The sequence below is a fragment of the Streptomyces spirodelae genome (genome assembly GCF_017676385.1).
Lineage (GTDB): Bacteria > Actinomycetota > Actinomycetes > Streptomycetales > Streptomycetaceae > Streptomyces > Streptomyces spirodelae.
On sequence record NZ_JAFFZN010000025.1, the window covers coordinates 77273 to 98523 of the forward strand.

The window sequence follows — 21251 nt, forward strand, 5'->3', positions numbered from 1 at the left end:
GAGCGGAAGGCGGGAGACGGTTGAGTGCCTTCCGGGGAGGCGGTGATCGCTGCACTGGTCACGGTCGCCGATGGTATCCGGTTGCCCGGAGCAACGACTGCCCGCCCAGTGCAACGACCTCCGGTGGGGCTACGCCTGCCCCACCAGCTCCCGCAGCACGTCCTCCATCGTCACCACGCCCGTCGCGCGCCCGTCCGGCCCGGTGACGGCCGCCAGATGGGTGCCGCTGGAGCGCATCGCGGCCAGCACGTCGTCCAGCGGCAGCGAGGCGCGCACGCGGGCGATGGGGCGCATCGCCGTCAGCGGGAACGGTGCCTCCCGGGGCGCGGCGTCCAGCGCGTCCTTGACGTGCAGATAGCCCAGCACGCGCCCGTCGTCGTCCACCACGGGGAAGCGGGAGAAGCCGGACCGCGCCGAGAGGTTCTCCAGCCCCTCGGGCGTCACGCCACGGCCTGCCGTGACCACCTTGGGCAGCGGCTGCGCCACATCGCCGATCGGTCGCCTGCCCAGCTCCAGCGCGTCCCGCAGCCGCTCGGTCGAGCGGTCGTCCAGCAGCCCCGCCTCACTGGAGTCGGCCACCATCTGTGCCAGGTCGTCGTCCGAGAACGCGGCCTCGACCTCGTTCCTGGGCTCGACCCGGATCAGTTTGAGCAGCCCGTTGGCGAAGGAGTTCACGGCGAAGATCACCGGGCGCAGCGCCCGCGACAGCGCCACCAGCGGCGGACCCAGCAGCAGCGCAGCACGCTCGGGACCGGCCAGTGCGATGTTCTTGGGCACCATCTCGCCCAGCAGCATGTGCAGGTAGGTGGCCAGCGACAGCGCGATGACGAAGGAGACACCGTGTGCCACGCCGTCGGCCACGCCCATCGCATGGAAGACCGGCTCCAGCAGGTGCGCGATCGCCGGCTCGGCCACGGCGCCGAGCACCAGGGTGCACAGCGTGATCCCGAGCTGGGCGGCGGCCAGCATCTGCGACACATGCTCCAGGCCCCACAGCACCTTGCGGGCCCTCTTGTCGCCGTCCTCGACCAGCGGTTCGATCTGGGCGCGCCGCACCGAGATCAGGGAGAACTCGGCGCCGACGAAGAACGCGTTGGCGACCAGCGTCAGCAGTCCGAGCAGGAGCTGGAGTACCGTCATCGTCGCGCCTCCGCCCGGTCGGTGTCCTCCGCGTCGGCCGCCTCGTCGCCCGGCCTCGGTCCGTGCAGCCGCACCTGCGCCGCCCGCCGTCCGGTCGCGTCCATGACCTCGATCAGCCAGCCGGCGACCGAGACCGTGTCACCGGCGGCCGGGATGCGTCCCAGCTCGGTGGCGATCAGCCCGGCGAGGGTCTCGTAGGGGCCCTCAGGGGCGCGCAGTCCGATGCTCTGCAGCTGGTCGGTGCGGGCGGAGCCGTCGGCGACGTAGAGGCGCCGGCCCTCCGCGTCCTGCCCGGCGGGTGCCAGGTCGGGCACCTCCAGCGGGTCGTGTTCGTCGCGGACCTCGCCGACGACCTCCTCGATGATGTCCTCCAGGGTGACCACGCCCGCTGTGCCCCCGTACTCGTCGATGACCACCGCGATGCTGCGGTCACCGCCCGAGAGCTGGTCCAGCAGCCGGTCCACGGTCAGCGACTCGGGCACCAGCAGCGGCTCGCGCATCAGGTCGGTCACCGGGCGCAGCCGCCGCTCTGCTGCGGGTACCGCCAGCACGTCCTTGATCCGTACGATGCCGACGACGGTGTCCAGGTTCCCCCGGTAGACGGGGAAGCGGGACAGCCCCGTGGCGCGGGTGGCGTTGGCGACATCCTCCACCGTGGCCTGTACCTCCAGCGAGGTGACCTGCACGCGCGGCGTCATCACGTTCTCCGCCGTCAGCTCGGCCAGGTGCAGGGTGCGCACGAACAGATCCGCGGTGTCCTCCTCCAGCGCGCCCTCCTTGGCGGAGTGCCGGGCCAGCGCCACCAGCTCCTGCGGCGAGCGGGCCGAGGCCAGCTCCTCGGTGGGCTCGAGGCCCATCCGCAGCAGCACCCGGTTGGCGGTGTTGTTCAGGTGGCGGATCAGCGGGCGGAAGGCGGCCGAGAAGACCCGCTGCGGGGTGGCCACCCTCCGGGCCACCGGCAGCGGCTTGGAGATCGCCCAGTTCTTGGGCACCAGCTCACCGACCACCATCAGCACGATCGTGGAGAGCCCGGTACCGAGCACCAGGGCGACCGACGGGGCGGCCGAGGCCGGTACGCCGAGCGAGCGCAGCGGTCCGGCGATCAGCTTCGCGACGGACGGCTCAGCGAGCATACCGACGATCAGGTTGGTGACGGTGATGCCCAGCTGTGCGCCGGAGAGCTGGAAGGTGAGGGACCGCACAGCCGACAGCGCGCTGGCGGCGCCCCGGTCGCCGCGCTGCTCGGCCCGCTCCAGCTCGCTGCGCTCGACGGTCGTCAGGGAGAACTCGGCCGCCACGAAGCCACCGCAGGCCAGCGACAGCAGCAGTGCCACGAGCAGCAGCAGAACTTCCGTCATCGGCCCTTCACCTCCTTCCCATCGTGGGGCAGGGGGCGCCGGGGCGCGCGATGTCGGTGGTTGCTACGGGAGCCACTACTGGGAGGGTCGCCCATGGGCGGACGCTCACACCTTTCGAATCCGATGACTGTGCCGGGCCCGCGGGAATGCGGGCCCGGCGCTGTACAGCGTAAACGGAGCGGACGGCTGACCGGTTCCCCGCGCCGGCGCGAGGGCGCGCCTCACGGGGTGAGCGTTTTGACCCAGCGGCTCCACTGGGGTTGCGGGGTGTAACCGGCGGCCTGCCATGCCCGGTGTGCCCGCTCGTTCTCGTCCAACACCATGGCGTCGCCGCGCCGCCCGCCCAGCGCGGTGAACCGCTCCTCGGCCGCGGCCAGCAGGGCGCGGGAGATCCCCCGCCGCCGCTGGGACGGCAGCACGGCCAGCCGGTAGAGCGAGCAGCGCCAGCCGTCCCACCCTGCGATCACGGTGCCGACCAGGTGCCCTTCACGTTCCGCCAGCAGCAGGGCCTCCGGATCGCGGGCGATCAGCCGGGCCACCCCCTCCCGGTCGTCGCTGACGCTGGTGCCCTCGGCTGCCTCCCGCCAGAAGGCCAGTACCTGGTCGATGTCCCGCTCGTCGGCGGCCCGTATCGAAAGATCGCTCATGGGCCGCATCCCAGCACCGCCCGCGCGTCGGCCGCCACCGCGTTTCGCCTGGTGAGCCACTGGCCGACGGTGTGGCTAGCGCTCCCGGTGGGCGCGCAACTGCTCGGCCATCTCCCTGGAGGAGCCCAGGAGGAGGGCCGGATACGCCAGCAGCTCCTCGTCGCTCATCGCCGGACCGTACGGGCGCAGACGCTCCAGCGCCTCGCCGGGGTCGGCCAGCAGTCGGCTCACCTCGGCGACGACGTGCTCCAGGTGTGCCACCCGACCACCCGGGGAGGCCCACGGCAGACCCGCCTCGCTTGCGTACCCGGCGTCGGGGGCTGCGCTCGCCCACCCTGCTCCCCCGGGCTCCGGCCGGGAGGTGCCCCCACAGCCACGAGGTACCCGCACTCCGCAACCGTCGGACAGGGGCACCTCCTTACCGGAACACGGGGGGAGACACCCCCTCGGCGGTCCCGCCCAGCTCAGGCACCAGCCAGCCAGGCGCCGCCGCAGCGAACCGCGGCGGAGGCAGCGCCCCGGCGCCCTCGGGCAGAGCCCCCAGCAGTGGCAGCCCCGAGTACCGCGGCAGGTCCCCGAGGTTGCAGCGCTCCGCGAGTCCCGGCTCAGCGGGCATGCTGCCGATCACCAGCCCCGCGCCCTCCACCCGCCGGGCCCGCAGCGCCTCGGCCGTCAGCGTCGCCGTGTTCAGCGTGCCCAGCCCCGCCTGGACGACGACCAGCACCGGTGCAGCCAGCAGCCGGGCGGCGTCCGCCAGGGTCGAGCCCAGGTCGTCGAACCGCACCAGCAGCCCGCCCGCGCCCTCGACCAGTACGAGGTCATGCGAGGCCGCCAGCTTTTCGGCCGCCTCCGCGACCTGAGCGGCCGAGACGTAGGGCAGCTCCGCGCGGCGGGCCGCCGTCTCGGGTGCCAGCGGTTCGGGGTACCGGGCCAGTTCGGCGCCGGTCAGCGCGCCCGGCGCCGTGCTCCGGCCACCGGCCAGCCGCAGCACCTCCGCCACGTCCCCCGGCATCCCGGCCGGCACGCCCGTCTGCGCGGGTTTGAGCACGGCCACCGAGCGGCCGGCGCGCAGCGCGCACGCCGCCACCGCGGCGGTCGTCACCGTCTTGCCGATCTCCGTCCCGGCACCGGAGACGCACAACACGCCGCTGGTGCCTGGTATGTCCGGGCTGTTCCGCATCCTCGGCCTCCCGTCAGCCTTCCCGCGCGGCCGCGCACATCGCGGCGGCGATCCGTGCGACGTCCTCGTCCTGGGTGACGTACGGCGGCATGGCGTAGACCATGTCGCGGAACGGCCGCAGCCACACCCCGGCCCGTACGGCGGCCCGGGTCGCCGCGGCGAGGTCCACCTCGTGGTCCAGGCGTACGACGCCGATGGCGCCCAGCACGCTCACCTCCCGCACCCCCGGCAGCGCGGCGGCCCCGGCCAGCCCGGCACGCAGGCCCTCGCCCACCCGCCGCACCTCGCCACGCCAGTCCTGGGAGAGCAGCAGATCCAGCGAGGCGCCCGCGATCGCGGAGGCCAGCGGGTTGCCCATGAACGTCGGGCCGTGCGCCAGCACCGGCACCGAGCCCCTTGCGATCCCCCGCGCCACACGCGGTGTGCACAGCGTGCCGGCCATCGACACATAGCCGCCCGTCAACGCCTTGCCGACGCACATCACATCCGGGGTGACACCGGCGTGCTGCGCGGCGAACAGCTCCCCGGTACGGCCGAACCCGGTCGCGATCTCGTCCAGCACCAGCAGCACACCGTGCTCGTCGCACGCCTCGCGCAGCGCCCGCACATACGCGGGGGAGTGGAACCGCATCCCGCCCGCGCCCTGCACCACGGGCTCGACGATGACGGCCGCCAGCTCGTGCGCGTGCTGCTCCACCATCTTGTGCAGGTGGGCGACGTACTCCTCGTCGGGTTCCGCAGCGAAGCCCGACGGCGGCGCCTCGGCGAAGACCTGCACAGGCAGCGCACCCGACCACAGATGGTGCATACCGCCCTCCGGGTCGCACACCGACATCGGCTGCCAGGTGTCCCCGTGGTAGCCGCCGCGCCAGGTCAGCAGCCGCCGCTTCTCCGGCCGCCCCAGCGAACGCCAGTACTGGAGGGACATCTTGACGGCCACCTCGACCGAGACCGAGCCCGAGTCGCACAGGAAGACGTGCTCCAGGTCGCCGGGTGAGATCTCGGCGAGCCGTGCTGCCAGCCGTACTGCGGGCTCGTGGGTGAGTCCGCCGAACATCACATGGCTCATCCTGCCGAGCTGGTCACGCGCTGCCTCGTCGAGCACCGGGTGGCCGTAGCCGTGGATGGCAGACCACCAGGACGACATCCCGTCGATCAGTTCCCGCTGCCCGTGCGCCGCCTCGGCCAGCCGCAGCCGTACGCCGGAAGCGGACTCCACCACCAGCGGGTCGCTCTTCCCCGGCATCGGCGCGTAGGGGTGCCACACATGCTGCCGGTCCAGCGCGCGGAGTGCGTCGGTGGCGCTCCCGGGCACCTCGCCCGGCTCTCGGCCGTACGGTGTCCCGGGGGTGGTGCTCTCAGGCATTGGGCGGCAGCTCCGTCCCCGCTCCCCGCAGCCGTACGGCCACTCGCTCGTGCGGACGGGCCCGCTCCTCGCGCCGGTGCTCGGGCAGCGTGGTCTCCTCGGTGCCCTCCACCTCGAATCCCGAATCGGCGATCATCTCCAGGTCGGCCTTGCCCGCCTGGCCCTCACTGGTGAGGTAGTCCCCCAGGAAGAGGGAGTTGGCCAGGTGCAGCGCCAGCGGCTGGAGCGAACGCAGATGCACCTCGCGCCCGGCCGCCAGCCGCACCTCCACGTCCGGGCAGACGAACCGCACCATGGCCAGGATGCGCAGCGCGCGCTGCGGCGTCAGGTTCCACTCCTCGGCCAGCGGCGTGCCCTCGAACGGCAGCAGGAAGTTGACCGGCACCGAGTCCGCGTCCAGCTCCCGCAGCGAGAACGCCACATCGACCAGGTCCTCGTCCGTCTCGCCCATCCCTGCGATCAGCCCGGAGCACGGCGAGAGCCCGGCGCCCCGGGCCTGCTTGACGGTCTCCACCCGGTCCTCGTACGTGTGCGTGGTGCAGATGTCGCCGTAGGTGGCCTCGGACGTGTTGAGGTTGTGGTTGTAGGCGTCGGCCCCCGCCTCGCGGAGCCGCTCAGCCTGACCGTCGGAGAGCAGGCCGAGGCAGGCGCACACCTCGACGCCCTCGTTGCGGTCCTTGATGGCCTCGATCGTCCTGGAGACCCGGTCGATGTCGCGGTCGGTGGGTCCCCGCCCGCTGGCCACCACGCAGACCCGCTTGGCGCCCCCCTGCACACCGGCGGCCGCCGCGTCGGCCGCCTCCTCGGGCTTGAGCCAGGTGTACTTGAGAATGCCGGCCTCGGAGCCGAGTCGCTGCGAGCAGTACGAGCAGTCCTCGGGGCACAGTCCGGACTTGAGGTTGACCAGGTAGTTGAGTTTCACCCGCTTCCCGAACCACCGGCGGCGCACCTTGCCGGCCGCCGCCACCACATCGAGCAGGTCGTCATCCGTGGTCCGCAGCACCGCCAGTGCCTCGTCGCGGGTGGGCGTCTCGCCGCGGAGCCCCTTGTTCACCAGTGAGTTCAGCAGGTCGTCCATGGGCACGATCCTTGCCCATGCGACCGTGCCGGGTAATGGAGGAAGCCTACAAGACCGCTTGAGCGAGGTGTGGATGTTGTCACACGTCGACGTCCGGCATGGCAGGTTAGGTTCTATTGACTGCCAACAAACCGAACACTCCGGCGACGAAGAGAGCCGCCATGCCCCAGGACCCCTCAGCCCATGCCGCGGACCCCTTCGGATGGACCGCAGCGGCGCTGGAGACCCGCCGCGCCGCCGGGCTGCTGCGCACGCTCGTGCCGCGCCCTGCCGACTCGCCGCTGCTCGACCTGGCGGGCAACGACTACCTCGGGCTCTCCCGGCACCCCGAAGTCGTCTCCGCCGCCGCCGATGCGGCCCGCCACTGGGGCGCCGGGGCCGGCGGCTCCCGGCTGGTGACCGGGTCCACCGAACTCCACGCCCGACTGGAGCGCGAGCTGGCCGCCTTCTGCGGCTTCGAGGCGGCACTCGTCCTCTCCTCCGGGTACGCCGCCAACCTCGCAGCCGTCACCGCGCTCACCAACGCGCCGGGCGGCGGGGGACTGCTGGTCTCGGACGCCTACAACCACGCCTCGCTGATCGACGGCTGCCGCCTCTCGCGTGCCCGTACCGCCGTCGCCGCGCACGCCGACCCGGAGGCCGTGGCCAAGGAACTTGAGGGGCACACCGACGACGGGCCGGCGCTCGTCGTCACGGACTCCGTCTTCTCCGTCGACGGCGACGCCGCACCGCTGGCCGAACTCGCCACCGTCTGCGCCGCGGCGGGCGCCGGGCTGCTCGTCGACGACGCGCACGGCCTCGGCGTGCTCGGCGACGGCGGCCGCGGCGCGCCGTACGCCGCCGGGCTCGCGGGCAGCACCGGCACGGTGGTGACCGCCACCTTGTCCAAGTCGCTGGGCAGCCAGGGTGGCGCCGTCCTGGGGCCGGCGCACGTCATCGCGCATCTGGTCAACACCGCACGGACCTTCATCTTCGACACCGGCCTGGCACCCGCGGCGGCCGGTGCCGCGCTGGGCGCCCTGCGACTGCTGCGCCGCGAACCGGAGCGCGCGGCGCGCACCCGCGCCGTCGCCACCGAACTGCACGCCAGGCTGACAGCAGCCGGGCTGGACGCCACCCGTCCCGACGCGGCCGTCGTCTCGGTACGCGCGCCCTCGCCGCAGGCCGCCGTCAGATGGGCCGCCGACTGCCGGGCCGCCGGGCTCCATGTCGGCTGCTTCCGCCCGCCGTCCGTCCCCGACGGCGTCTCGCGCCTCCGCCTGACCGCGCGTGGCGACCTGTCCGCTTCCGTGCTCGCCCGGGCCGCCGACACCGTCATCGCGACGGCACCCACCACGGCCGCCTGACCCGGAGCGGGCCGTGCGGCTCGATGTGCGCTCACCTGGCAGAGTTCACCGCTTCGGGCGACAGAACTCCGCGCAAGCAGGGGGATCGGCCGCACGGCGTCGCCGGGAGTGGCACTCTGTCGCGCAGCGGTTCCGGGACGCTCTCCGTCTCTTCGCGAGGGCGGAGCGCGGGCCCGCTGCCGCGCGACTGAGGAGCCAACGGCCCGGGGAAAGGGACGGCCTCGCCATGGCAGACCACCAGGAAGCGACGATCACCCTGCCGAGTGCGCCCGCTTCCGTCACCGCCGCCCGCAGACATCTCACCGACACCCTCCTGGCCTGGGGGCTGCCCGAGGGCGCGGACGCCGTGGAGTCGCTGCGTCTGATCGTCTCCGAGCTGGCCACCAACGCCGTCCAGCACACCTTCGGCAGGTCTCCCACCTTCACCGTCCAGCTGCGGCTGGAGAGGGCCGAAAGGCTGTGCCTCGGCGTCACCGACAGCCACCCCGGCAGGCCGCGCCGGCTACCCGCCGCCGTGCAGCAGGACAACGGGCGCGGGCTGGTGATCATCCGTACGCTGGCTGCCGAGTCCGGTGGCAGGCTGCGGATCACGCCCACGCCGGACGGCGGCAAGACGGTCTGGGTCGAGCTTCCCTGGCTGCCGGTGCCGGCGGCGTGAACCTGCACCGTGCGTTGTGCTCGGCGGTGCGCTGCGCCGTGCTCAGCGCGGGACGTCCGGCAAGGAGAGCAGCACCTCGGCGCCGACCGGTGTGAACCCCGCCGCCAGGAAGGTCCGCAGGCTCGCCGCGTTTCCCGGTGCGACCTGCGCCCACAGCGTCTCGTCCGCCGGTGCCAGGGTCCGGGCCGCCGCGGCCAGCTCCCGGCCCAGTCCGGTGCCGCGCGCCGCAGCGTCCACCTCGACGGCGACCTCCCAGCGGCCCGCGACACCGCGTCCGGTCAGCACTGTTCCGCCGTCCGCCGACGTCCATACGCGCACCTCCGAACGGTGCGCCAGGGCTCTGACCACGCGCGGATGGGACTGGTCCGTGGTCTCCACCAGTTCCTGGGCGGTGGCTCCGTGCCCGGCGGCGCCCCTCCCGGGCGGGAGGGCGAGCAGCACGTCGATGCTGCCCGCCTCCCGGCCGGTACGGGCGCACAGGGCCGTCAGGAACGGCGGCCCGAGCGGAGCGCCGAGATCATCCGGTGGGACCTGGCGCCGTATCCACCCGGATGGCACATCGGCGAAGACGACCGCGTGCCCGGTGAGTGCCAGCACGCCCGCGTCACGCGGTGACGGCTGCGGCAGTACGGTCAATCCGCCGTCAGCGGGCGGGAATTCGCCTCGCGCGGCGGCTTCGAGGATCTTCGCCAGCTCGTCCACCCGTGGAGCCTAAGCGGTCCTCGCCGCCTCGGCACGGGTGAGGAAGACCACTGCGCTCAGCAGCACCAGCGTGCCCACCACCATCGGCACCGTCAGCCGTTCGCCGAGCAGTCCGACCGCCAGCACAGCCGCGCTGACCGGCTCGATCAGCATGACCACCGAGGCGGTGGCGGCACGTACGACTGCCACACCGGCGAAGTAGAGCGGGTACGCCAGCGCCGTGGGCACCGCGCCCACGTACAGCAACAGCAGCAGCACCCGCAGCGGTTCACCGGAGTGCGGCCAGATCCCCTCGGCCACCGCGAACGGCAGCAGGACGACGGCGCCCACCCCGAACGACCACGCGGTGAGGGTGAAGGAGCTCTCCGCCGGCCCGGCGCTGCCCACCCACCGGGCCAGCAGCACCGAGCCGGCGAACGCCGCGGCGGACAGCAGCGCGAGGGCCACACCGCCCAGCCGCGCCTGGCCGCCTTCGTCACCCAGGACCAGCACGGTCAGCCCCGTCAGCGCCGCGGCGACGGCACCGGCGCCGCCCCAGCCGGGCCGCTCGCGCAGCGCTGGCCAGGCACCGAGCGCCACGAACACCGGCGCACCGCCCAGCGTCACGATGGTCGCGACGGCCACCCCGGTCGCCGGTACGGCGGCGAAGTACGCGGTCTGGAAGACGGCCAGCAGCAGCCCGGTCGCCAGCCGCAGCGCGAACCGGGACCGGGGCAGGGCCGGGCGCAGCCGGGGCGATGCAGCCGTGCCGTGTGGACGCAGCCGCAGCAGCACGGCCCGCCCGGTCAGCAGTAGAGCCAGCCCGCTGACATAGCGCCAGAAGGAGGCGGCGACAGGGCCCAGATCGCTGGAGGAGAAGAGGAGATCGATGGCCGCGCCAGTGGTGCCCCAGGTGGCACCGGCAGCGGCGAGGAACAGCAGCCCGCGCCCGACGGGCAGGCCGCAGGAGCCGGCGGAACCGGCGGAAGATGTCGACAAGAGTGCTCTCCGCGCAAGGAGGGTCGGATGGTGGTCCCGTCTGCGGGCACCACCGACCCCCGCGTCGGACGGTCATCCGTCCGACGCGGCAGTCACGCGTGGCCGCCCGCCTTACGCGGTGGGCGGGGAGAGCGTCAGCTTTGCCGAAATCATGGTCGGCACTCTAAACACCCGGCCCGACAGCCGTCACCTGGAATTCGACCGATCCCCGCAGGGGCGCGGGGAAACATCCCCCGCGGTCTAGGACTTACCGGGCTTCGGGCCGGGCGGTCCGACCAGCCCGGCCCGTCGCTCCCCGTCAAGGACCCGCAGCGCCCGCTCCAATGTCGCCGCGTGCAGTTCGTTCTCCCCGCGCTCGTGCATCAGTACGAGCGCGTCCCGCAGTCGTGCCGCCTTGCCGACCAGGCCCTGTGCGGCACGCAGTCCACCGTAGGTGTCGCGGCCGCGTGCCGGGTTGATGCGGCCGAGCAGATCCAGCACCTCCAGGTAGGCGTCCACCACCTCGCACTCGGCGCGGGTCAGCGCGGGGAGCGGTGGCAGCTCCGGCGGCCACTGGCGGTCCATCCGTGCCTCACCGCCGCACCGGCGAGACGGGTGCCGATTTGCGGCTGGTGGTGAGCCGGTCGATGAGGCCGTACTCGACGGCCTGCCGCGCTGTGAAGATCCTGTCGCGCTCGATGTCCTGACTGATCTTGTTGCGCGGCTGTCCTGTGTGGCGCTCGTAGAGCTCCTCCAGCCGTTCGCGGGTCCGCAGCAGTTCCTGGGCCTGGATCTCCAGATCGGTCGCCTGGCCCCGCAGCGGCTCGTGGAGCGAGGGCTGGTGGATGAGGACGCGGGCGCCCGGTAGCGCCAGCCGCTTGCCGGGCGTTCCGGCGGCCAGCAGCACGGAGGCGGCGGAGGCGGCCTGGCCCAGGCAGACGGTCTCGATGTCGCAGGAGACGAATCGCATCGTGTCGTAGATCGCGGTCATCGCCGTGAACGAGCCGCCCGGCGAGTTGATGTACAGCGAGATGTCCTGATCGGGCGCCGCGTGTTCGAGGTGGATGAACTGTGCCATCACATCGTTGGCGGAGGTGTCGTCGATCTGGGTGCCGAGGAAGACGATCCGCTCCTCCATCAGCTTGGAGTACGGATCCATCGTCCGCATGCCGCTGCTGGTGCGCTCGGTGAACTCGGGCAGGACGTACCGGGCCGTCGGGGCTGTCGGCTGGTTCCGCATGGCGTCGCACTCCGCTCTCGGGCGAGAAAATGTACAGGACGTACAGAACGTACGTGTGGCAGCCTGCCACGTCCGGCACCCAACGTCCCCCCGAGCAGGGCGGATTCCGCTGAAGGCGAAGCGGTACGAGCCGGTGAGAAGACCCCGTGATGCCGCTCTGACCTGCGGTTTCGAGCTCGCCCCTAGAATGGCGGCATGGCTTACGAGATTCCGGTGACGCAGGCGCGGGCCGAGCTGGCGGATCTGATCAATCGGGTCGTCTACGGCGAGGAGCGCGTGGTGGTCACCCGGCACGGAAAGCCGCTCGTCGGACTGGTTTCCGCCGCCGACCTGGAGCGCCTGGAGGCCCTGGACGCCGCCGAGCGGGAGCAGCCGGAGTCCGAGGAGATCATCAGCACCGTCTCCGGGTTCCGTGAGATCGGCCAGGGCGCGGTGCCGCGCGAGGCGCGGCGGTTCGGGATCGCCGCCGAACACCGCGGCCCGGCCGCCGGGGAGCGGCGGCCGGGCCGGGAGAAGTGAGCCCCTGCGGGCCGAAGGTCAGGAGCTGAGCTTCCAGACCGCGTGCGCGATGGCGTCACTGTGCAGGTCGAGCACCTTCTCGTCGATGTTCGAGGTGTCGTCGCAGGCCGAGTGGTAGCACGGGTCGTACGGCCGGCCCGCCTCGCCGCCCCACTTGGCCGCCTGCGCCTGGGTCTTCCGCTCGCCCGCGCCCGTGAAGGTGCCGCCGACGGTGACGCCCGCCTGCTTGAACGGGGCGTGGTCGCTGCGCCCGTTGGTCTCCTCGGACGCCTCCGTGGACACGCCCTTGGCGCTGAACCAGTCCTTGAAGACCGACGCGACAGCGGCGTCGTCGTCATAGACGAAGTGGCCCGCGTTGGGTGAGCCGATCATGTCGAAGTTCAAATAGGTGTCGATCTTGCCAAGTTCGTCCTTCGACAGGCTCTTGACGTAGTGGCCCGAGCCCACCATGCCCCGCTCCTCGGCTCCCCACCAGGCGAACCGCAGATGCTTGGCGGGCTTCAGATCCGCCTTGGCGACGGCCAGCGCGGTCTCCAGTATCCCCGCGGAGCCCGAGCCGTTGTCGTTGATGCCAGGGCCCGAGGTGACCGAGTCCAGGTGGGAGCCGGCCATGACGGTCGCGCCCGTGCCGCCCTTGGGCCAGTCGGCGATCAGGTTGTAGCCCGTGGCGCCGCCGCTGGTGAACCTCTGCACGGTGGTCTTGAAGCCGACGGCGTCCAGCTTCTTCCTCACGTGGTCGAGGGAGGCGCGGTAGCCGGGGCGGCCGTGGGCGCGGTTGCCGCCGTTGGCCTCCGCGATGGACTGGAGGTCCTTCAGGTCCCGCTGTACCGCGGCGACGTCGATATCGGGCGCCTCCGCCGCCCTGCCGTCGGAACTGCCGCCGCTCCCGGGGTGGCCGGCGGTGCCTTCGGGGTCCGCCTGCGCGGCTGAGCCGGCCGCGCCGAGCAGAGCGAGTGCGAGCACAGTGCTCGCCGAGGCGGTGAGGGCAGCACGGCGCTGGTGTCTGTGGTGTCCGCGTATCACTGCTGAGCTCTCCGATGGTGTGGGGGTGGTGGGGGGTGGGTTGCCGGGCGCGGCACGTGCCGCCCGGAGCGGCGGCTTGGGGTGATACCGGTACGCACTGGGGGCATCCGGCCCGGCGTGTGCAGCATTTTTGACGCGAGCATGAGAATGCTGCGGGCGCTTCGGCCCGTCAAGAGCGCATACCGGACAGGCAGTTGCGGAGAGCGGAAGGTCATCGCTCTGAACAGGGCCGGAGCATGCCCGGTGAGTGTTAACACCGGTGAAACGGCGCTGCCGTAACCTCCGGGGAGTTGGCGGCTCCATGGCATGTGTGTGATACATCTACCGGGCGTGTGTCGTCGCAGCGAGCGTCCCGGCATCCCGGGCCCGGCGACGACGATGAGGTGGAGAGTATGCGATTGACCCCCCATGAGCAGGAGCGGCTGCTCATTCATGTCGCGGCGGACGTGGCACAGCGGCGCAAGGACCGCGGGCTGCGCCTGAACCACCCCGAGGCCGTCGCCCTCATCACGGTCCATGTCCTCGAAGGCGCCCGCGACGGACGGAGCGTCGCCCAGCTCATGGAGTCGGGACGCGAGGTACTCACCCGCGGCGACGTCATGGAAGGCATTCCCGAGATGCTCCACGACGTCCAGGTCGAGGCGACCTTCCCGGACGGCACCAAGCTCGTCACCGTCCACGAGCCCATCTCCTGACCGCGCCGACGAGGAGTCGCCCATGATCCCCGGAGAGATCCACTACGCCGAGGAACCCGTGCCGCTCAACGCGAGCGCCCAGGTCACCCGGCTGACCGTGCTCAACGCGGCCGACCGGCCCGTACAGGTCGGCTCCCACTACCACTTCGCCGAGGCCAACCCCGCACTTGACTTCGACCGCCAGGCCGCGTGGGGCATGCGGCTCGGCATCGCCGCCGGCACCGCCGTCCGCTTCGAGCCCGGCATCCCCGTCGAGGTCGCCCTCGTCCCCATCGGCGGCAACCGGATCATCGCTGGGCTGCGCTCGGCGGCGGGAGGCGCCCTCGATGCGTGAACTGTCCCGTGCCGAGTACGCCGATCTGTTCGGCCCCACCACCGGCGACCGGGTGCGGCTCGCCGACACCTCGCTCTTCGTCAAGATCGAGGACGACCTCTCCGGCGGTCCCGGACGCGCCGGCGACGAGGCGGTCTTCGGCGGCGGCAAGGTCATCCGTGAATCCATGGGCCAGGCGCTCACCACCCGCGCCGAAGGCGCCCCCGACACCGTGATCACCGGCGCTCTCGTCCTCGACCACTGGGGCGTCGTCAAGGCGGACCTCGGCATCCGCGACGGCCGCATCACCGCACTGGGCAAGGCCGGCAACCCCGACACCATGGACGGCGTACACGCCGACCTCGTCATCGGCCCCGAGACGGAGATCATCGCGGGCAACGGGAAGATCCTCACCGCCGGTGCCATCGACGCCCACGTCCACTTCATCTGCCCCCAGCTCGCCGACGCGGCCCTCGCAGCGGGTATCACCACGCTCGTCGGCGGCGGCACCGGGCCCGCCGAGGGTTCCAAGGCCACCACCGTCACCCCTGGCGCCTGGCACACCGCGCGCACCCTGGAGGGCATGGACGGGCTGCCGGTCAACGTCGGTCTGCTCGGCAAGGGCAACACCGTCTCGCGCGCCGCGATGCTCGCCCAACTGCGGGGCGGAGCTGTGGGCTTCAAGATCCACGAGGACTGGGGGGCGACCCCCGCCGTGATCGACGCCTGTCTGTCGGTCTGCGACGAGACCGGCGCCCAGGTCGCCATCCACACCGACACCCTCAACGAGGCCGGGTTCGTCGGCGACACCCTCGCCGCGATCGCCGGACGCGGCATCCACGCGTACCACACCGAAGGGGCCGGCGGCGGGCACGCGCCCGACATCATCACCGTCGTCGCCGAGCCGAACGTGCTGCCCTCCTCCACCAATCCGACGCGGCCGCACACCGTCAACACCATCGAGGAACACCTCGACATGCTGATGGTCTGCCACCACCTCAACCCGGCCGTGCCCGAGGACCTCGCCTTCGCCGAGTCCCGCATCCGGCCCAGCACCATCGCGGCCGAGGACACCCTGCACGACCTCGGTGCCATCTCGATCATCTCCTCCGACTCGCAGGCCATGGGCCGCATCGGCGAAGTGGTGCTGCGCACCTGGCAGACGGCGCACGTGATGAAGCAGCGGTACGGAGCCCTCGCGGGCGACGGACGCGCCGACAACCTGCGCGCGAGGCGCTATGTCGCCAAGTACACCATCAACCCGGCGCTCGCCCAGGGCATGGACGCCGAGATCGGTTCCGTAGAGGCCGGCAAGCTCGCCGATCTGGTGCTGTGGGACCCGGCGTTCTTCGGCGTCAAGCCGCAGCTCGTACTCAAGGGCGGACAGCTCGCCTACGCCCAGATGGGGGACGCCAACGCCTCCATCCCCACCCCGCAGCCGGTGCTGCCGCGCCCCATGTTCGGCGCCAAGGGCCGCGCCCCGGGCAGCAACTCCGTCAACTTCGTGACGCGGACCGCGCTCGACGACGGGCTCCCGGACCGGCTCCCGCTCGCCAAGCGGTTCGTCGCCATCCGCGACACCCGCTCCGTCACCAAGGCCGATATGCGCCAGAACGACGCCCGGCCCGAGGTACGGGTCGACCCCGACACCTTCACCGTCACCATCGACGGCACCCCGGTCGACCCGTCACCCGCCGAGACGCTGCCCCTGGCCCAGCGGTACTTCTTGTTCTGAGCGGAGGTGAGCACGATGGCTGGTGCAGCCGCACTGCTGTTGCTCGCCGACGGCCGGTTCCCCGCGGGCGGGCACGCCCACTCGCAGGGTGCCGAGGCCGCCGTCAAGGCGGGCCGGGTGCACGACGCGGCCACCCTGGAGGAGTTCTGCAGGGGCCGACTGCACACGGCAGGACTGACCGCGGCGGCGCTCGCCGCCGCGGCCGCGGCCGGACACGACCCTCTCGCACTGGACGAGGCGGCCGACGCCCGTACTCCCTCGCCCGCGCTGCGCCGTACCGCTCGCAAGCTGGGCCGGCAACTGATGCGCGCGGCCCGTGCCACCTGGCCGGGACCGGAGCTGGACGAGCTGGCCGCCGCCCGCCCGCAGGGTGTGCATCAGCCCGTGGTGCTGGGGCTCGCGGCCCGCTCGGCGGGGCTCGGCCCGCTGGAGGCGGCGCAGGCCGCCGCGTACGACAACGTCAGCGGGCCCGCGACGGCGGCCGTCCGCCTGCTGAGCCTCGACCCGTTCCACGCCACCGCCGTACTGGCCCGGCTCACCCCCGAGACGGACGAGGTGGCCCGGCGTGCCGGGACCGCGGGCAGCGGAGCGGTCGAGGACCTGCCGGCCGCCTCGGCACCGCTCCTGGAGATCACCGCCGAGCAGCACGCGACCTGGCCGGTACGCCTCTTCGCCTCCTGACCCGGACCCGCCGTGACCGGACTTGCTCTGATTCGGACTCCCTCTGACCGGGCTTGCTCCGATTCGGACCCGCCCCGACTCGATTCGACCCCCCGGAGAAACCCGTGCACCTCGATCACTCCCACACCGGCCACCACCCCGAGCGGCACAGCGCCTCGGCGGCCCTGCCCGACGGCAGCCGCCGCGCGCTCCGCGTCGGCCTCGGCGGGCCCGTCGGCTCCGGCAAGACGGCCACCGTCGCGGCGCTCTGCCGCGAGCTGCGCGACCGGCTCTCGCTCGCCGTCGTCACCAACGACATCTACACCCAGGAGGACGCCGCCTTCCTGCTGCGCGAGGCCGTGCTGCCGCCGGAGCGGATCGCCGCGGTGGAGACGGGCGCCTGTCCGCACACCGCGATCCGGGACGACATCTCCGCCAACCTGGAGGCGATCGAGGACCTGGAGACCGCGCTGTTGGCCAAGGGGGCGCCGCTCGACGTGGTACTGGTCGAGTCCGGGGGCGACAACCTGACCGCGACCTTCTCCAAGGGGCTGGTCGATGCGCAGATCTTCGTGATCGACGTGGCCGGCGGTGACGACATCCCCCGCAAGGGCGGTCCCGGCGTCACCACGGCGGACCTGCTGGTCGTCAACAAGACCGATCTCGCCCCCTATGTCGGCTCGGACCTGGAGGGCATGGCGCGGGACGCGAAGCAGCAGCGGGGCGAACTCCCGGTGCTGTTCCAGTCGCTGCGCGGTGAGCCTGGGGCGCGTCCGGTCGCCGCGTGGGTGCGTGAGCAGTTCACCGCATGGACGGCGCGGGCGGTTGCGACGGCATGACGGCTCCCGCCACGGGTGTCAGCGCCCGCGCCCGGATCAGAGCCGTACCCGACGGGCGGGGCGGCACAGCGCTGCCGTCGCTGGCCGGCGGGGGACCGGTGGCGCTGCGCCGCACCCGTTCGGCGGACCCGGCAGCGGCCCGGGTGACGCTCGTCGGTGCGATGAGCGCCCCGCTGGGCGGTGACCGGATCGTCATCGAGGCTCGGGCCGAACCGGGCGCCGCGCTCCGGGTCGACGGGAGCGCGGCCACCCTCGCGCTCCCGGGCCGCACGGCCGAGCCCGCCCGCTACGACGTGCACCTGCAGGTCGGCGAGGGCGGCCGGCTGCACTGGCTGCCCGAGCCGCTGATCTCCGTACGCGGCAGCGAGCTGCGGCAGCACCTGAGTGCCGAACTGTCGCCCGGCGCCCGCCTCGTGCTGCGTGACGAGCAGGTGCTGGGGCGCGCGGGTGAGGAGTCCGGCCGGCTGTGCACTCGGCTGAGCGTGCGCCGCGGCGGGCGCCCGCTGCTGGACCAGCAGCTCGATTTCGGTCCTGGCGCGCCGGGTTGGGACGGTGGCGCGGTCCTCGGCGGGCACCGGGCGGTGGGACAGCTGCTCGTGGTCGGCCCGGAGCGGGCCCAAGAGCCCCTCCCGGCACGGGTACTGGGCGATTCGGCGGTCGTGACCCCACTGGCGGGGCCGGGCGTACTGGTCACCGCCGTCGCGCCGGACGCGCTCCGACTGCGGAGGGTGCTCGACTCCGCACTGACGTTCACTTCTTGGTAAAGAACGATCCCCTGCCCTGTCCCTTACCGCCGACGACGATGAAGGATCCGGTCTGAAGACCACCACCGTGGTCACGGACCACCGCCGTCACACTCGGCAGTACCCGGAGGGGGAGAGACGTGAACAGACGGAAGGCGGCCATCGCCGCCGCCGGCACCATCGCCGCCGGAGCCCTCACGGCGGGGCTCATATCCGTGCCGTCCGCCGTCGCGGACGGCACCACCGCTCAGGAGCGGACGGCGAAGCGCTCCGGCGCCGCCGAGGCGCGGGGTGTCAAGATCGCCGCCGCCCGTGCAGCTCGGGCCGGTATCGACTGGAAGGACTGCCCCGCGGACTGGGGCACCAAGGCAGGCGTCGAGTGCGGCTGGGTCACCGTCCCCCTCGACTACGCCAAGCCCCACGGTAAGAAGATCAAGCTCGCCGTCGACCGGGCACGCAGCACCGGGGGCAAGGGCAAGCGGCAGGGCTCTCTGGTCTACAACCCGGGCGGCCCCGGCGGCTCGGGCCTGCGCTTCCCCAACCGCATCCCGGACAAGAACCCGCTGTGGGCGAAGGCCGCGACCGCCTACGACTTCGTGGGCTTCGACCCGCGCGGCGTCGGCCACTCGGCTCCCATCTCCTGTGCCGACCCACAGGAGTGGGTCAAGGCACCCAAGGACGACCCGGTCCCCGACAGCGAGGCCGACAAGCTCGCCCAGCGCAAGCTCGCCAAGGAATACGCGGACGGCTGCAAGGAGCGCAGCGGCGACCTGCTGCCGCAGATGACCACGCCCAACGCGGCACGTGATCTGGATGTCATCCGCGCCGCGCTCGGTGACAAGAAGCTCAACTTCCTGGGCGTCTCCTACGGCACCTACATGGGCGCCGTCTACGCCGAGCTCTTCCCGGGCCACATCCGCCGGATGGTCACCGACAGCGTGGTCAACCCGTCCCGGCGGAAGATCTGGTACGACGTCAACCTCGACCAGGACATCGCCTTCCAGACCCGGTGGGACGACTGGAAGAAGTGGGTCGCCGAGCACGACGACGTCTACGGCATCGGCTCCACGCCCGACAAGGTCGAGGCCAAGTGGCGCGAGCTGCGTGCCACCGCGAAGAAGGACCCCGTCGGCGGCGTCGTCGGACCGGCCGAACTGCTGGGCTTCTTCCAGAGCGCGCCCTACTACGACTCGGCGTGGGCGGCCGTCGCCTCGGTGTGGTCCGCCTACCTCAAGGGCGACGAGCAGCCGCTGATCGAGGCCGCGGCACCGGACATGTCCGATGTGGCGGGCAACAAGCGGAGCGAGAACGGCAACGCCGTCTACAACGCCGTCGAGTGCAACGACGCCAAGTGGCCGCGCGACTGGAAGACCTGGGACCGGGACAACACCCGGCTGCACGAGAAGTACCCGTTCCTGACGTGGGCCAACGCCTGGATGAACTACCCGTGCGCCGTGTGGCCGCTCAAGCAGCACGACGCGCTGGAGATCCGTGCCAAGACCTCGCACCCGGTCCTGCTGATCCAGGCCACCCGGGACGCCGCCACCCCCTACCCGGGCGGTGTCGAGCTGCACAAGCGCCTCAAGGGCTCCCGCCTGATCACCGAGAAGGACGCGGGCTCGCACGGCATCACCAACCTGAAGAACCCGTGCATCAACGAGCGGGTCGACGCCTACCTCCTCAAGGGCACCGTCGACGCCGAGGACGTGACCTGCGCACCGCACGCCACGCCGCAGCCGGTCAAGTCCCCGGCCAAGGCGACGGCCAAGGCCAAGGCCGCGCAGGTCCCGGCGCCCACCCCGTGAGCACTCTCCTGTGAGCGCTCCCCTGTGAGGGCTGGCCCGTGGGCGCTCGCCCGTGAGAGGGCGACCGCGTCAGGCGAGGGGCGGCCCGGACGAGTCCGGGCCGCCCCTCAGCTGTTCGTGTTCCGGCTCGCGTTCGGCTCACGGCTCAGCGACGCTGCTCCGTAAGTCGGCGACCGGGCTGAGTTCAGGGCTGCGCACCGCCGCTCTTCTTCGCCGGCTTCTGGCGGTTCTTCTCCAGCTTCTCCCGGGCCCGCTCCTCGGCCTGCGCCGCCTTGGCGTCGGGAGCGTACATGTCCACATACTCCTGACCCGACAGCAGCATGATCTCGTGGATGATCTCGTCGGTGACCGCGCGCAGCACCGTGCGCTCCTGCTCCATCCCCGCGAAGCGCGAGAAGTCGAGGGGCTTGCCGAACCTGATCGTCACCCGGCCCATACGGGGCACCTTCCGGCCCGGTGGCTGCAGCTCGAAGGTGCCGACCATCGCGCAGGGGACGACCTTCACTCCGGCGCCGAGCGCCATCGCCGCGACGCCTACCCGGCCTTTGTAGAGCCGCCCGTCGTGGGAGCGGGTGCCCTCCGGGTAGATGCCGAGCAGCTCGCCCTTGCGGAGCACGCCCAGCCCCTCGTCGATGGCAGCCTGACCGGCGCCCTTTCCGGAGCGGTCGACGGGGATCTGGCCCACGCTGTGGAAGAACGCGGCGGTCAGCCGGCCCTTGAGGCCCGGGCCGGTGAAGTACTCCGCCTTGGCGAGGAAGGTGATGCGGCGTTTGAGGATCGCGGGCATCACGAAGTGGTCGGAGAAGGAGAGATGGTTTCCCGCGACGATGGCGGGCCCCTCGTCCGGTACGTTCTCCAGGCCCTCGATCCGGGGCCGGAACACCAGCCGCAGCAGCGGTCCCAGCAGTACATACTTCAGTACGTAATAGAACACGGTGCCTCTCCCGGCTCTACCGCGGTGGCTCGGCGGTGGGGTTTCCGCCGGTCGGCGCCGGGACCGGGGGTGTCGGGGTGCTGCGCATGGCTGATCTCCTGTGATCAGGTCCGACCGGACTCATGCTGACCCCCTGTTGGCTGCTGACTGAACGTCACCTCATGTGATCGGGACACGATCGTAGCGCCTCGGCGGGCCTGTGTTCGTGGTACTGCTCTCAGGCATGTTCGTGCTGCGTGGGGGCTGTCCGCCGTACCGCGGCCCTCTTTGCCCCGTTGGTCACCATGGCCCCCTTTGCTGTGGTCCCTGGCGC

23 protein-coding genes are annotated in these 21251 nt (G+C 72.1%); 10 read left to right on the plus strand and 13 right to left on the minus strand.

Features of this window, described 5'->3' with window-relative positions; genetic code table 11:
• Positions 1 to 129 precede the first annotated feature (129 nt).
• From JW592_RS24470 to bioB, 7 genes are all read right to left on the minus strand, one after another.
• Complete coding sequence (locus JW592_RS24470; RefSeq protein WP_209267372.1) at positions 130 to 1140, minus strand: hemolysin family protein; 1011 nt, start codon at positions 1138 to 1140, stop codon at positions 130 to 132.
• Positions 1137 to 2498 carry a hemolysin family protein gene (locus tag JW592_RS24475; protein ID WP_209267373.1) on the minus strand — a complete coding sequence of 454 codons (1362 nt, stop codon included), beginning with the start codon at positions 2496 to 2498 and terminating at the stop codon, positions 1137 to 1139. The genes JW592_RS24470 and JW592_RS24475 overlap by 4 nt, the downstream gene beginning before the upstream one ends.
• Positions 2499 to 2719: 221 nt before the next feature.
• Entirely contained in the window at positions 2720 to 3154 is a 435-nt protein-coding gene (locus JW592_RS24480; protein WP_209267425.1) for a GNAT family N-acetyltransferase, read from the minus strand.
• A gap of 66 nt (positions 3155 to 3220) precedes the next feature.
• Positions 3221 to 3406, minus strand: a complete 186-nt coding sequence (locus JW592_RS24485; RefSeq protein WP_209267374.1) for a hypothetical protein — start codon at positions 3404 to 3406, stop codon at positions 3221 to 3223.
• A gap of 157 nt (positions 3407 to 3563) precedes the next feature.
• Positions 3564 to 4325, minus strand: a complete 762-nt coding sequence (gene bioD, locus JW592_RS24490) for a dethiobiotin synthase (RefSeq protein ID WP_209267375.1) — start codon at positions 4323 to 4325, stop codon at positions 3564 to 3566.
• A 13-nt stretch (positions 4326 to 4338) separates the two neighbouring features.
• Positions 4339 to 5691, minus strand: coding sequence for an adenosylmethionine--8-amino-7-oxononanoate transaminase (locus tag JW592_RS24495; protein WP_209267376.1), 1353 nt, complete (start codon positions 5689 to 5691; stop codon positions 4339 to 4341).
• Positions 5684 to 6769, minus strand: a complete 1086-nt coding sequence (gene bioB, locus JW592_RS24500) for a biotin synthase BioB (protein WP_209267377.1) — start codon at positions 6767 to 6769, stop codon at positions 5684 to 5686. Before bioB ends, JW592_RS24495 begins: the two co-directional genes overlap by 8 nt.
• Before the next feature lie 161 nt (positions 6770 to 6930).
• On the opposite strand from bioB, the gene JW592_RS24505 reads away from it, so the two are divergent.
• Positions 6931 to 8115, plus strand: coding sequence for an 8-amino-7-oxononanoate synthase (locus tag JW592_RS24505; protein ID WP_209267378.1), 1185 nt, complete (start codon positions 6931 to 6933; stop codon positions 8113 to 8115).
• 226 nt (positions 8116 to 8341) lie between these two features.
• Complete coding sequence (locus JW592_RS24510) at positions 8342 to 8773, plus strand: ATP-binding protein (RefSeq protein WP_209267379.1); 432 nt, start codon at positions 8342 to 8344, stop codon at positions 8771 to 8773.
• A 42-nt stretch (positions 8774 to 8815) separates the two neighbouring features.
• Here JW592_RS24510 and JW592_RS24515 read toward each other — a convergent pair whose 3' ends face one another.
• The 4 genes from JW592_RS24515 to JW592_RS24530 form a co-directional block, all read right to left on the minus strand.
• The gene (locus JW592_RS24515; RefSeq protein ID WP_209267380.1) at positions 8816 to 9475 is read right to left on the minus strand and encodes a GNAT family N-acetyltransferase; all 660 of its coding nucleotides are present in this window, start codon (positions 9473 to 9475) and stop codon (positions 8816 to 8818) included.
• Positions 9476 to 9484: 9 nt separating this feature from the next.
• The gene (locus JW592_RS24520) at positions 9485 to 10453 is read right to left on the minus strand and encodes a DMT family transporter (RefSeq protein WP_209267381.1); all 969 of its coding nucleotides are present in this window, start codon (positions 10451 to 10453) and stop codon (positions 9485 to 9487) included.
• A gap of 240 nt (positions 10454 to 10693) precedes the next feature.
• On the minus strand, positions 10694 to 11017 hold the full coding sequence (locus JW592_RS24525) for a hypothetical protein (RefSeq protein WP_209267382.1): 324 nt from the start codon (positions 11015 to 11017) through the stop codon (positions 10694 to 10696).
• A 7-nt stretch (positions 11018 to 11024) separates the two neighbouring features.
• Positions 11025 to 11672 carry an ATP-dependent Clp protease proteolytic subunit gene (locus JW592_RS24530; protein ID WP_209267383.1) on the minus strand — a complete coding sequence of 216 codons (648 nt, stop codon included), beginning with the start codon at positions 11670 to 11672 and terminating at the stop codon, positions 11025 to 11027.
• Between the two features lie 195 nt (positions 11673 to 11867).
• On the opposite strand from JW592_RS24530, the gene JW592_RS24535 reads away from it, so the two are divergent.
• Positions 11868 to 12191: a type II toxin-antitoxin system Phd/YefM family antitoxin gene (locus JW592_RS24535; protein WP_209267384.1), complete on the plus strand. Its 324-nt coding sequence runs from the start codon at positions 11868 to 11870 to the stop codon at positions 12189 to 12191.
• 18 nt (positions 12192 to 12209) lie between these two features.
• On the opposite strand, the gene JW592_RS24540 is transcribed toward JW592_RS24535, so the two are convergent.
• Complete coding sequence (locus JW592_RS24540) at positions 12210 to 13154, minus strand: M28 family metallopeptidase (protein WP_307805529.1); 945 nt, start codon at positions 13152 to 13154, stop codon at positions 12210 to 12212.
• Between the two features lie 452 nt (positions 13155 to 13606).
• Here JW592_RS24540 and JW592_RS24545 point away from each other — a divergent pair, with 452 nt between their 5' ends.
• The 7 genes from JW592_RS24545 (at position 13607) to JW592_RS24575 (ending at position 20004) form a co-directional block, all read left to right on the plus strand.
• Positions 13607 to 13909: an urease subunit gamma gene (locus JW592_RS24545; protein ID WP_209267386.1), complete on the plus strand. Its 303-nt coding sequence runs from the start codon at positions 13607 to 13609 to the stop codon at positions 13907 to 13909.
• Between the two features lie 22 nt (positions 13910 to 13931).
• Positions 13932 to 14243, plus strand: a complete 312-nt coding sequence (locus tag JW592_RS24550; protein WP_209267387.1) for an urease subunit beta — start codon at positions 13932 to 13934, stop codon at positions 14241 to 14243.
• Entirely contained in the window at positions 14236 to 15957 is a 1722-nt protein-coding gene (locus JW592_RS24555) for an urease subunit alpha (RefSeq protein WP_209267388.1), read from the plus strand. The genes JW592_RS24550 and JW592_RS24555 overlap by 8 nt, the downstream gene beginning before the upstream one ends.
• Positions 15958 to 15972: 15 nt before the next feature.
• On the plus strand, positions 15973 to 16638 hold the full coding sequence (locus tag JW592_RS24560; protein WP_209267389.1) for an urease accessory protein UreF: 666 nt from the start codon (positions 15973 to 15975) through the stop codon (positions 16636 to 16638).
• 104 nt (positions 16639 to 16742) lie between these two features.
• Positions 16743 to 17456, plus strand: coding sequence for an urease accessory protein UreG (ureG, locus tag JW592_RS24565; RefSeq protein ID WP_209267390.1), 714 nt, complete (start codon positions 16743 to 16745; stop codon positions 17454 to 17456).
• Positions 17453 to 18220 (plus strand): urease accessory protein UreD, encoded by a 768-nt coding sequence (locus tag JW592_RS24570; RefSeq protein WP_209267391.1) that lies wholly within the window; start codon positions 17453 to 17455, stop codon positions 18218 to 18220. The genes ureG and JW592_RS24570 overlap by 4 nt, the downstream gene beginning before the upstream one ends.
• Positions 18221 to 18339: 119 nt before the next feature.
• Positions 18340 to 20004: an alpha/beta hydrolase gene (locus JW592_RS24575; RefSeq protein ID WP_209267392.1), complete on the plus strand. Its 1665-nt coding sequence runs from the start codon at positions 18340 to 18342 to the stop codon at positions 20002 to 20004.
• A gap of 184 nt (positions 20005 to 20188) precedes the next feature.
• On the opposite strand, the gene JW592_RS24580 is transcribed toward JW592_RS24575, so the two are convergent.
• The gene (locus tag JW592_RS24580) at positions 20189 to 20938 is read right to left on the minus strand and encodes a lysophospholipid acyltransferase family protein (protein WP_209267393.1); all 750 of its coding nucleotides are present in this window, start codon (positions 20936 to 20938) and stop codon (positions 20189 to 20191) included.
• Positions 20939 to 21251 lie beyond the last annotated feature (313 nt).

Coding starts and splice junctions, on each gene's coding strand:
- JW592_RS24570 (WP_209267391.1), top strand. CDS start 17,453: ATGACGGCTCCCGCCACGGGTGTCAGCGCCCGCGCCCGGATCAGAGCC.
- JW592_RS24545 (WP_209267386.1), top strand. CDS start 13,607: ATGCGATTGACCCCCCATGAGCAGGAGCGGCTGCTCATTCATGTCGCG.
- JW592_RS24550 (WP_209267387.1), top strand. CDS start 13,932: ATGATCCCCGGAGAGATCCACTACGCCGAGGAACCCGTGCCGCTCAAC.
- JW592_RS24560 (WP_209267389.1), top strand. CDS start 15,973: ATGGCTGGTGCAGCCGCACTGCTGTTGCTCGCCGACGGCCGGTTCCCC.
- JW592_RS24555 (WP_209267388.1), top strand. CDS start 14,236: ATGCGTGAACTGTCCCGTGCCGAGTACGCCGATCTGTTCGGCCCCACC.
- bioD (WP_209267375.1), bottom strand. CDS start 4,325: ATGCGGAACAGCCCGGACATACCAGGCACCAGCGGCGTGTTGTGCGTC.
- JW592_RS24525 (WP_209267382.1), bottom strand. CDS start 11,017: ATGGACCGCCAGTGGCCGCCGGAGCTGCCACCGCTCCCCGCGCTGACC.
- JW592_RS24505 (WP_209267378.1), top strand. CDS start 6,931: ATGCCCCAGGACCCCTCAGCCCATGCCGCGGACCCCTTCGGATGGACC.
- JW592_RS24495 (WP_209267376.1), bottom strand. CDS start 5,691: ATGCCTGAGAGCACCACCCCCGGGACACCGTACGGCCGAGAGCCGGGC.
- JW592_RS24535 (WP_209267384.1), top strand. CDS start 11,868: ATGGCTTACGAGATTCCGGTGACGCAGGCGCGGGCCGAGCTGGCGGAT.
- JW592_RS24510 (WP_209267379.1), top strand. CDS start 8,342: ATGGCAGACCACCAGGAAGCGACGATCACCCTGCCGAGTGCGCCCGCT.
- JW592_RS24475 (WP_209267373.1), bottom strand. CDS start 2,498: ATGACGGAAGTTCTGCTGCTGCTCGTGGCACTGCTGCTGTCGCTGGCC.
- JW592_RS24530 (WP_209267383.1), bottom strand. CDS start 11,672: ATGCGGAACCAGCCGACAGCCCCGACGGCCCGGTACGTCCTGCCCGAG.
- JW592_RS24480 (WP_209267425.1), bottom strand. CDS start 3,154: ATGCGGCCCATGAGCGATCTTTCGATACGGGCCGCCGACGAGCGGGAC.
- JW592_RS24470 (WP_209267372.1), bottom strand. CDS start 1,140: ATGACGGTACTCCAGCTCCTGCTCGGACTGCTGACGCTGGTCGCCAAC.
- bioB (WP_209267377.1), bottom strand. CDS start 6,769: ATGGACGACCTGCTGAACTCACTGGTGAACAAGGGGCTCCGCGGCGAG.